This window comes from Cupriavidus sp. (assembly GCF_057315035.1).
Map to the genome: position 1 here is coordinate 117,745 of NZ_DBHKYV010000022.1, position 10,638 is coordinate 128,382.

The 10,638-nt window shown below is 61.3% G+C and carries 11 protein-coding genes; 7 read left to right on the forward strand and 4 right to left on the reverse strand.

The features are described from left to right. Positions 1 to 149: 149 nt before the first annotated feature. Positions 150 to 1,112, forward strand: coding sequence for a LysR substrate-binding domain-containing protein (locus ACO550_RS23905; protein WP_315597849.1), 963 nt, complete (start codon positions 150 to 152; stop codon positions 1,110 to 1,112). 70 nt (positions 1,113 to 1,182) lie between these two features. On the opposite strand, the gene ACO550_RS23910 is transcribed toward ACO550_RS23905, so the two are convergent. After that, complete coding sequence (locus tag ACO550_RS23910) at positions 1,183 to 1,686, reverse strand: hypothetical protein (RefSeq protein WP_315597856.1); 504 nt, start codon at positions 1,684 to 1,686, stop codon at positions 1,183 to 1,185. 450 nt (positions 1,687 to 2,136) lie between these two features. Here ACO550_RS23910 and ACO550_RS23915 point away from each other — a divergent pair, with 450 nt between their 5' ends. From ACO550_RS23915 to aspT, 6 genes are all read left to right on the forward strand, one after another. Beyond that, entirely contained in the window at positions 2,137 to 3,060 is a 924-nt protein-coding gene (locus ACO550_RS23915; RefSeq protein WP_315597850.1) for a formylglycine-generating enzyme family protein, read from the forward strand. Positions 3,061 to 3,160: 100 nt separating this feature from the next. Next, on the forward strand, positions 3,161 to 4,672 hold the full coding sequence (locus ACO550_RS23920) for a sulfatase-like hydrolase/transferase (protein ID WP_315597851.1): 1,512 nt from the start codon (positions 3,161 to 3,163) through the stop codon (positions 4,670 to 4,672). A 155-nt stretch (positions 4,673 to 4,827) separates the two neighbouring features. Then, positions 4,828 to 5,193, forward strand: coding sequence for a hypothetical protein (locus ACO550_RS23925; RefSeq protein WP_315597852.1), 366 nt, complete (start codon positions 4,828 to 4,830; stop codon positions 5,191 to 5,193). A gap of 51 nt (positions 5,194 to 5,244) precedes the next feature. Next, positions 5,245 to 5,709 (forward strand): DUF202 domain-containing protein, encoded by a 465-nt coding sequence (locus ACO550_RS23930; RefSeq protein ID WP_315597853.1) that lies wholly within the window; start codon positions 5,245 to 5,247, stop codon positions 5,707 to 5,709. A gap of 161 nt (positions 5,710 to 5,870) precedes the next feature. Further along, positions 5,871 to 7,853, forward strand: coding sequence for an alkyl/aryl-sulfatase (locus ACO550_RS23935; protein ID WP_485994971.1), 1,983 nt, complete (start codon positions 5,871 to 5,873; stop codon positions 7,851 to 7,853). A 91-nt stretch (positions 7,854 to 7,944) separates the two neighbouring features. Beyond that, complete coding sequence (gene aspT, locus ACO550_RS23940; RefSeq protein ID WP_315597854.1) at positions 7,945 to 9,645, forward strand: aspartate-alanine antiporter; 1,701 nt, start codon at positions 7,945 to 7,947, stop codon at positions 9,643 to 9,645. Positions 9,646 to 9,716: 71 nt separating this feature from the next. Here aspT and ACO550_RS23945 read toward each other — a convergent pair whose 3' ends face one another. The 3 genes from ACO550_RS23945 to ACO550_RS23955 form a co-directional block, all read right to left on the reverse strand. Further along, positions 9,717 to 9,983 (reverse strand): hypothetical protein, encoded by a 267-nt coding sequence (locus tag ACO550_RS23945; protein ID WP_485994972.1) that lies wholly within the window; start codon positions 9,981 to 9,983, stop codon positions 9,717 to 9,719. Positions 9,984 to 10,059: 76 nt separating this feature from the next. After that, complete coding sequence (locus tag ACO550_RS23950) at positions 10,060 to 10,326, reverse strand: hypothetical protein (RefSeq protein ID WP_485994973.1); 267 nt, start codon at positions 10,324 to 10,326, stop codon at positions 10,060 to 10,062. A gap of 58 nt (positions 10,327 to 10,384) precedes the next feature. Beyond that, positions 10,385 to 10,638 (reverse strand): hypothetical protein (locus ACO550_RS23955; RefSeq protein ID WP_485994974.1); only part of this gene is annotated, 254 nt, incomplete at its 5' end.

Below are 10,638 nucleotides of genomic sequence, written 5' to 3' on the forward strand. Positions count from 1 at the left end.
GTTCTGGTGCATCAGAAAAAATGATGCACCGCAAAAGGGCGGATGGCCGGACCGCCCTGCCGTATATGCGACAATGCATTGATGGTATTGGGATGCGCGGCACCGACGCAAACCAATCTTTTTGCGTCATGCATCAAAGGATTTAATGGATGAGTCGATTGCCTTCGACGACTGCGCTGCGCTGCCTCGATGCCAGTGCGCGGCTGCTGAGCTTTACCCGCGCCGCAGAGGAATTGCATTTGACCCAGGGTGCGGTCAGTCACCACATCCTGCAGATGGAGCGCCAATTGGGCGTGCCGCTGTTTCTCCGGCGAAAGAGTGGTCTTGAACTGACCCAGGCGGGCAGAAAGTACTGGAATGACACCTCAGGGATCCTGAGGCAGCTTGAGCGGGCCACCGAGAACATCATCACAACCGGCGGACGGGGTGGCTCCCTGAACCTCTCGGTATCGTCGAGCTTCGCAAACTACTGGCTCATGCCGCGCCTGCAATCATTTGTCGCGGCCAATCCCGACATCACACTCAACCTGTCGACAAGGGTGGGCCCCGTGGACTTCGCCTCCAGCGACGACGATGCCGCCATTGAGTTTTGCAGTGGACCTCTACCGGGTATCTCGGCGGTATTGATTCTTCGCGCCGAATTGAGGCCCTACGTCGCGCCGGGTTTGCTCGCGCAGTTCAGAAAATCCAGGCGTATAAGAAGCGACGCGCTGAACCTCGACCAAATCGCCGATTTCCTGCGCGCCCATACGTTGATCCGCCGCGTGACCGTGTTGGATGCATGGCCCGGATGGCTCGCGCTTACCGGGTTGGAGGAATCCATCTCGGAAACGCACATGAATGGCGGGCCTCGCTATGCTCTGTTGTCGATGGCATTGAACGGTGCGATCGCTGGACTCGGGGTGGCCCTCCTGCCCGAATTTATTGCGTCAAACGCCGTGGAATCGAGAAAGCTCGTCTGCCTTTGGGATCAACCTTGGGTTGCGCCAAGAGCCTATTACTTGCGTTGGCCCGAACGACGCTCCGACCTGGAAGTCCTCAATCGCTTTGCAAACTGGGTGTCAAAAGAGGCCTTGAACAGGGGCGCGGCAATCCCCGTGTGGCCGGCATAGTCGACGAGACACACCTGCGCTTCGCTGAATGGACGTCCACACTAAGCGAGCCCCTCCACTTGCTGGCGCACTATTTCACTTTCTTGTCTTCGCGTTTCGCCTCTTCCATGGCCTCTGGCTCCAGTTCCTCGGCAGACCGGTTCAGGTAGACGAACACCCCCCAGGAGGCAAGCAGCAAGGCGGTCGATGCAATCAGCCCGGCGGCATATCGAAGCTGTGTGGGATCTTGATGCAGCGCCTTGAACGTCGCCACGAGTCCTTCGATGGCAAGTGCGACGACCACCACCACCAGGAATCGCGACACGAAGCGACGAACCCGCGTCGGTGCGCTCACGTCGGCCTCCCGAATGACCTCTTCCTCCACGATGGTCTCGGCAATCTGCAGCGCCACAACGGCACCGGCCAGCAGTCCCAATGCCTCGATGATCCATTGCGCGCTGGTCTGGTCCCACTGACTCGAAAAGACGTCCCACCCCATGCGAGCTGCAATCGCAATCAGCATCAGTGCCGCGCAGGTGAAAAGAACCGCCATCAGCCCATGGATGGCCGTAAAGACGCGCATCAGATTCTTCATGTTTTTGGCTCCCTTCAATTGCGAGTGAATGAAAGACTCAGCGGCATCCTTTGCCAGTATGGGATGAAACGCTTTACGCCGGCTATCCATGTGGCGCATGAGAAACGTGGTGTCGGGATGGGTTGGGTCGCGTCAGGCCCGTGTGCGCTGCATGATTGGCGCGCGCGCGTGGCGTCAACGAGCATCACCGATAAATCTGCAATGTCTCAACATCTGCACAAAAAAATTCACTTTGCTTTCTGACTACTGCCACCGAACATAGTTGAGGCCGGCGGTCCGGGCAGGTGCGGGGCGTCGGATGGTGAAGCAGTGACGGTCAGTCGATACGAGCGTGCCCCTTCCATCTCTGGATGACGTATGGCCCAACCCTTGCGCAAAGAAGCTGCCCCCAGCCCCGACGGCGGAGCCGTCGATTCCGCCGGACCTGCCGTCCGTGCGGATAGGACCGGCATGGCCAGGATTCCGGGCGGCACGTTCCTGATGGGGTCGGACAGCCACTATCCCGAGGAAGCGCCGGCGCACAAAGTCAGCGTTCGCTCCTTCTGGATCGACCGGCATACGGTGACAAATGCCGATTTCCGGCGATTTGTGGAGGCCACCGGTTACGTGACGCTGGCCGAGCGTCCCGCCAAACCGGAAGACTATCCTGGCGCACTGCCGGAAATGCTGGCGCCGTCGTCGGTGATGTTCCAGAAGCCGTCCGGCCGCGTGGACCTGCGCAATCACTACAACTGGTGGGTCTACACAGCGGGTGCCGACTGGCGCCATCCGCGCGGGCCGTCCAGTTCACTGAAAGGTCTCTGGGATCATCCAGTCGTGCATGTGGCCTATGCCGACGCCATGGCCTATGCGCAATGGGCCGGCAAGGACCTGCCGACTGAAGCCGAATGGGAAATTGCCGCGCGCGGTGGGCTCGACGGCGCGGAATTCGCGTGGGGCGACTCGTTTGCTCCGCGTGGCAAGCACATGGCCAATACCTGGCAGGGCGACTTCCCGTGGCAGAACCTGCTTGAGGACGGTTACGAGTGGACGGCGCCAGTCGGCTCATTTGCGCCTAACGGATATGGTCTCTACGACATGGCCGGCAACGTGTGGGAATGGACGAGCGACTGGTACCAGGACCACGGCAAGATCGTGAAGACTTGCTGCACGCTTGACAACCCGCGTGGCGGCACGCCGGAAGCCAGCCTCGATCCCCGCGCGCCGCAGGTGCAGATCCCGCGCAAGGTCATGAAGGGCGGCTCGTACCTGTGCGCGCCGAACTACTGCAGGCGTTACCGCCCCGCCGCGAGGATGCCGCAGGCGATCGACACTTCCACCTGCCACCTGGGCTTCCGTTGCGTGATACGCGACGACCCCACCGGCCAGGAATGATGAACGCATGAAACGTAGATCCCGGGCACAACCATGAGCACCGGGGCCCCGGGAGAATTCGCTGCCGGCATCGGTGGCTTGGATTGCAAAGGAGAATGACATGGCAGAGAAGAAGAAGCCGAATTTCCTTATCCTCTGGGGCGACGACATTGGTCAGTCCAACCTCAGCATCTTCACGAAAGGGCTGATGGGATATCGCACGCCCAATATCGACCGCATTGCCGAGGAAGGCATGCTGTTCACCGACTACTACGGCGAACAGAGTTGCACCGCGGGCCGGGCGTCGTTCATCACCGGCCAGTGCGGCCTGCGCACGGGCCTGACCAAGGTGGGCCTGCCGGGCGCGGAGCTCGGGATGCGCGCCGAGGACCCAAATATTCCGGAATTGCTCAAGGACCTGGGCTATACCACCGGCCAGTTCGGCAAGAACCATTTCGGCGACCGCGACGAACATCTGCCCACCATGCATGGGTTCGATGAGTTCTTCGGCAACCTGTACCACCTCAACGCCGAAGAGGAACCGGAGCTGCCCGACTATCCGACTGACAAGGACTTCCCCAATTTCAGGAAGAATTTTGGACCGCGCGGCGTATTGCATTGCTGGTCTGACGGAAAGGGCGGCCAGAAGATCGACAATACCGGTCCACTGACGAAAGACCGGATGAAGACCATCGATACCGAGTTCCTGAAGTCAGCGAAGGAATTCATCGAGAAGGCGCACAAGGACGACAAGCCCTTTTTCGTCTGGTTCAACACCTCGCACATGCACTTCCGCACGCATATCGAGGACCGCATTCGCGGCCAGTCCGGACGCTGGCAGTCGGAGTACCACGATTGCATGGTCGAGCACGACAAGCACATCGGCGAAATGCTGGCGCTGCTGGATGACCTCGGCATTGCCGACAATACGATGGTCATGTACAGCACCGACAACGGTCCGCACATGAACTCATGGCCCGATGCTGGCATGACGCCGTTCCGCAGCGAGAAGAACTCCAACTGGGAAGGCGCATACCGCGTGCCCTGCATGGTGCGCTGGCCGGGCGTCGTGAAGCCGGGTACGATCTGCAACGATATCGTCAGCCATCTCGACTGGCTGCCCACGATTGTCGAGGCCGCGGGCGATTCCGATGTGAAGTCGAAGCTGACGAAGGGGTTCAAGGCAAACGGCAAGGACTTCAAGGTACATCTCGACGGCTTCAGCCTGGTACCGTACTTCACCGGCAAGGCGGCGAAGCCTGACCGGAAGGGCTTCCTGTACTTTACCGACGATGGCGACCTGGCCTGCCTGCGGTACGACAACTGGAAAGTCGTCTTCATGGAACAGCGCGCGCCTGGAACGTTGCGAATATGGGCGGAACCGCTGGTCACGCTGCGCGTACCCAAGATCTTCAACCTGCGCACCGACCCTTACGAGCGGGCCGACGTCACGTCCAATACCTACTACGACTGGCTGCTGGAACACGTCTTCATCCTGGTGCCGGCGCAGGCCGGAGTCGCCGAATTCCTGCAGTCGTTCAAGGAATTCCCGCCCAGGCAGAAGGCCGCCAGTTTCGGCGTGGACCAGGTAGTCGACAAGATGATGGACGCAGCCGGAGGCGGCAGCCGCTAGCCGCGGCGTCTGCATCGGATCGGCGAGCCCCTGGGGCGACGTGCTGCACGGCGTCGCCCGGGCGCCTTACTGTCAGGAAAGTCGATGGATGCCAAGGCACTTGTTCTTGTCGCGTTCCACGTGGCGATCGCCGGAACCCTGGGCTGCCGCTGTCGATGCAGCCCGAGGCGATTCTCAAGATCGTGCTGACCATGATCGTGGGTCCGCTGCTGGCCGGTACCTGGCGGGCGATCTGGGCCGCTGCCGGGCACTGGGTCGTGGTGTCCATCATTGCCTTCGTACTGCTCGGCCTGGTGGTCGGGCATCTGCTTGGCCGCCCGGAACGGGAGCATTCATCAGTGCTGGCACTGTCGTCTGCCGCCCGTCATCCCGCGATTGCCCTCACTATCGCGTCAGCCAACTTTCCTGACGAGCAGTTCGTGCCGACCCTGGCCCTGTACCTCATCGTGTGCACGCTGGTGGTGATTCCGTACGTGAAATGGCAGCGCGTGCAGGCGGCCGGCGATCCTCAGGCAAATTGAGGGCGGCGCCGAGATCAAGGCGAAAGCCGGAACGTCCAGGAGATGTCCACTATGACGATTCCCACCGGCAGCGAGTCTGCCATTCAGAAGCCGGAAACACCGAAGGACCCGCGACCGAATGAAAGCACCCTGCTGGCGCGGCAGCGTACCACGCTAGCGCTCGAACGCAGCTTCCTGGCCGTCGAGCGCACGCTGATGGCGTGGCTGCGCACGTCGCTGTCGATGATCAGCTTTGGTTTTACGCTGGCGAAGTTCTTCCAGTATCTGGCGAGCCAACAGGGCGGGGCCCCGATCGTCGGCCGGCTTGGCAGCACGTGGTCGCCGCGGGCCGTGGGAACGGCCATGGTGCTGATCGGTACAGGCGCGCTGATTGCCGCCGTGGTCCAGCACCGTCGCCGCGTAAGCGCACTGCAACGCGAAGGCCTGATGCCACAGTGGAACCTTGCTTATTGGGTAGCGCTTATCCTCGCGGCGCTTGGTGCGTTCGCGCTGCTTTCGCTAGTACTGGACAACTGACCACCTCTGCTGCGCTGTGCATTACGCGCCATCCTATTTCCCTTAAGACCAGAGCAAAAAGATTCACTTCTCATTCAATGTGGAGTGGCGGAGTATTTTCCCGTGCAACTTGTTGCGCGCCGCCGTTGGGCCCATCGAACAAATTGGAACAGGGGTAGTCAATGACTCATCGCCGCAAAGTCCTGGCCAGGGGCATCACGTTGGCCGTTATCGCCCTGCTGCAGGCCAACCAAGGTATGGCGCAGGACGCCCGCAAGGATGCCACCAGCGCGACGAAGGCCGCCAACCAGAAGCTGCTCAGTGAGTTGCCATTCTCGGACCGCTCGGATTTCGATGATGCGCATCGTGGCTTCGTTGCACCCCTTTCCGACGGCGTCATCAAGGGGGCATCCGGCAATGCCATCTGGAATCCACAGCAATACGCCTTTATCAAGGAAGGATCGGCTGCCCCGGGTACGGTCAACCCCAGCCTCTGGCGGCAAGCGCAGCTCATCAACATCAGCGGGTTGTTCCAGGTCACGGACGGCATCTACCAGGTTCGTAACCAGGACCTGTCGAACATGACGATTATCGAGGGCAAGGAGGGCATTACCGTGGTCGACCCGCTGATCTCGGCGGAGACGGCGAAGGTTGCCATCGAGCTCTACTATGCCAATCGCGGTCGCAAAGCGGTCAAGGCGGTGATCTATACGCATAGCCATATCGACCACTACGGCGGTGTTCGAGGGGTGGTGGACGCGGCCGACGTCGCGTCCGGCAAGGTCAAGATCTACGCGCCGGAAGGCTTCCTGGAAGCGGCCGTTGCCGAGAACGTCATGGCGGGCAACGCCATGAGCCGCCGCGCCAGCTATATGTACGGCAACCTGTTGCCGCCCGACCCGAAAGGCCAGGTGGGCGCGGGATTGGGCACGACGACATCTGCCGGTACGGTAACGCTGCTCCCGCCCACCGAAACCATTACGAAGACTGGCGAGAAACGTAGCATCGATGGGCTGACCTATGAGTTCCTGATGGCGCCGGGCTCGGAGGCGCCGTCGGAGATGCTGTGGTACATCGAGGAGAAGCGCGCGATCTCGGCGGCGGAAGACTGCACGCACACGCTGCATAACACCTACTCGCTGCGCGGTGCCAAGATTCGAGAACCATTGCCATGGTCCAAGTACCTGAACCAGGCGCTGACCATGTGGGGCGCGAAGGCGGACGTCATGTTCGCGCAGCACCACTGGCCGACCTTCGGGCGCGACAAGGTTGTCAATTTGCTGCGCCAGCAGCGCGACCTCTACCGCTACATCAACGACGAGACGCTGCACCTGCTCAACCAGGGTGAGACCATGGTGGAGGTTGCCGACAAGTTCAAGCTGCCGCCTGGCCTGGCCAATATGTGGGCCAACCGGGGCTACTACGGTTCGGTCAGCCATGACGTGAAGGCGACCTATGTGCTCTACCTTGGCTGGTTCAACGGCAATCCGGCCACGCTGGACGAACTGACGCCGGTGGAATCGGCCAAGCGCTACGTCGAGTTCATGGGCGGTGCCAACGCCGTATTGTCCAAGGCAAAGCAGTCCTACGCGCGGGGCGAGTACCGCTGGGTGGCGCAGGTGGTGAATCACGTTGTGTTTGCCGATCCGTCGAACCAGGCCGCCAAGGCCCTGCAGGCCGATGCGCTGGAGCAGCTTGGCTACCAGGCCGAATCCGGCCCGTGGCGTAATTTCTACCTGACCGGCGCCAAGGAACTGCGCGATGGCGTCAAGAAGCTGCCGACGCCCAACACCGCCAGCCCGGACACCGTGCGGGCGATGACGCCCGAGATGTTCTTCGACTATCTCAGCGTTCGCGTGAATCGTGCCAAGGCGGCTAACGCCCATATTGCGCTCAATGTCGACCTCGGCAAGCCGGAAGGGACGTACTTGCTGGAATTGGAGAACGGCGTGCTCAACCATACAGCCGGCGTTCAGGCACAGCAGGCAGATGCCAATATCACGATGTCGCGTGACACGCTGAACGGCATCATCCTGGGCCAGACCAAGATGGCTGATGCTGTCAAGAACGGCAGCGCGAAGGTCACCGGAAACCAGGCCAAGCTGGACGAACTGGTGAGCTACCTGGACACGTTCGAGTTCTGGTTCAACATCGTGACGCCATAAGTACCAACCTGCTGCACGTGAGGTTACAGAATTCCTGCGGGCCGGAAGTCCTGCAGGACTCTCACCCGGGGCCATGCGATGGAGTTCTCCAATGAGCGCAGCGTTCGACTGGTTCCTGCAGGTACTTCGCAACCATCCTGAGGTCACCTTCTTTCTTGTGCTGGGCCTCGGCTATGGGTTGGGCAAGATCAGGATTGGCACCTTCACGCTGGGCGCTGTCACGGGCACGCTGCTGGCGGGAGTGTTGATCGGACAATTAGGACTCAAGATATCTGGTGAAGTAAAGCAGTGCTTTTTCTTGCTCTTCCTGTTTTCCATCGGATTCCGCACCGGTCCGCAGTTCTTCCGCGGCTTGCGCAGCGACGGCCTGCAACAGGCGCTGCTGGCCGCGATCGTTGCCTCGACTGGCCTTGCGGTGGCATTCCTGGTAAGCAGGTTTTTCGGCTACCAGGCCGGCACCGCAGCAGGTGTGGTGGCGGGATCGCTGACCGAATCCGCCACGATCGGGACTGCAAGCGATGCCATCTCCCGGCTGGCCTTGGCCGAAGCCGACCGACAGGTCTTGACCAACCAGATCCCTGTTGCCTTTGCCGTTACCTATCTGGTGGGCGTGATCGGCGCGGCATGGATTCTTAGCCAGCTCGCCCCCAAGCTCCTTGGCGTGGACCTGCCTGCGGTATGCCGCGAGCTCGAGGAGACGATGCAAGGCAGCGCCACGCAAGGCATACCTAGCCGACGCGAATTCGAGTTTCGCGCTTACGTCATCGAGGAGGGATCGCCGCTGGCGGGCGCTTCGATCGCCGAGCTGGAAGCCGCCATGGGCGACCAGCGCATTTTCATCGAACGCATGCGACGCGACGGCGTTGTGACAACGCCCACTCCCGAGACAGTCTTGCGCGCGGGCGACGCGATCGGCGTGACTGGCAGGCGTAGGTTGTTGGTCGAACGCATCGAGGGGCCGGGCTCGAGCGTGCATGAAATCGACGACCGCGAACTGCTGGACATGGAGGCGGAGTCGCTGGACGTTGTCATCACATCCAAAGCAGTAGACGGGCGCCGGCTTGGCGATCTGGCGCTGGAGCACGGGGCCCGCGGTGTGTTCGTGCTGCGCGTGACTCGAGCAGGCATGCCAGTCCTGAACTTGCCTGAGACCGTGCTGAATCGTGGCGATATGGTGACACTCGTGGGTAGCGTGTTGCGCGTGGACGCCGTGGTCGACAAGCTCGGCGTGGCCGACCGGGCGACCAATGCAACCGACATGGTTCTGGTATCGCTGGGCATCGTGGTGGGCGCGCTCGTGGGCGTCCCGGCACTTGTCGTTGGCGGTGTGGAGATCGGCCTGTCCCTGAGCGTGGGCGTCCTGTTAGGCGGGTTGGTGTGTGGCTGGCTGCGTTCGGTACAGCCGCGCATCTTCGGGCGAATTCCCGGGCCGACACTCTGGGTCTTTGAGTCCATTGGGCTGACCGGTTTTGTGGCCATTGTCGGGTTGAACGCCGGGCCCGATTTCGTCAAGGGTCTGCAGTCGAGCGGCCTGTCACTGCTGGTGGCAGGCGTACTGACGGTGAGCATTCCAATGCTGGTGGGCGTATTCGTCGGACACAAGCTTTTCAAGATGCATCCGGGTGTGATGCTCGGAGTGTGCGCCGGGGCTTCGACTGCCACGCCAGCGTTGGCGGCCGTGCAGGAGGCAGCGAAGAGCGCGGTGCCGACACTCGGCTACGGAGTGGCCTACGCCGTGGGAAATGTCCTACTGGCGCTATGGGGAACGGTCATCGTCGCCCTGATGGCTTGACGCGGCGCGTGGGCAATGTGGGGATGAATGCCGGGTAGCCCGCGCGGCACAACCGCGCGTGGCTGCGCAGTTCAAACCGCCGCCAGGTTGCCGCCCCATTGGGTCGGGTTGACGTTGAGCGCGACCTTGCCCAAATCGACGCCAACGATCTTGTTGTTGTTGAACGCGGCAACATTCACTTGCTGAAGCTGCTGCACGCTCTGGTTGATATTGATGTTGACCAGCGGGCCGGCAGCGGCAATCTTGCCGAACCAGTCGGTGCCGCCACGGATGGCGCACAGCGATTTGCGGTCGAGGTCCTTGCTGTCGGCAAGGTCGCGGACGATGAGAGATGACATGGTGGACTCCTTGATGCGAATGCGTGGCCGGGGCGGGCAGATCGGTTTGGGACTCGCCCGCCCGGCAGCCTGAAGCTCAGGCGTTGTTCTGGGCGCGCTGGTTGGTCGTGACGTTGTTCGTCATGTGATCCTGGAACGCCGAGTTGTTCGCGAAGTAGTTGCCGACCTGTTGCATCTGCTGGTTCGACTGGTCGATCTTCACGTGCGAGTCGAACGACAGCTTGACCGGGGCGTAGACGCTGGTCCACGGGGCCACGATGGCCAGGCCGCCGCGTACGGCTTTCATTTGGGCAGCGTCGATGGCTACGTTGCTGGACAGGTCGAGGATGGTCAGGGTGCTCATGGCAGTCTCCTAGGGGGATATCGGTAGTCAGTGGTGGGAGAAGGCGAAGAAGCAGGGCTTAGCGGTACACGTTGTTCTGTGCGCTCTGGTTCGTCGTGACGTTGTTCGTCATGTGATCCTGGAACGCCGAGCCATTGCCGAAGTAGTTTTCGACTTGCTGCATTTGCTGGTTCGACTGGTTGATCGTGGTGATCTTGTCGAAAGACAAGCTGAAGGGGCTGTAGACCGTGGTGCGCGGGGCAAACACAGCCAGGCCACCGCGTACGGCTTGCAGCGTCTTGGCGTCGAGGGTTTCGGTCGAGGACAGGTCCT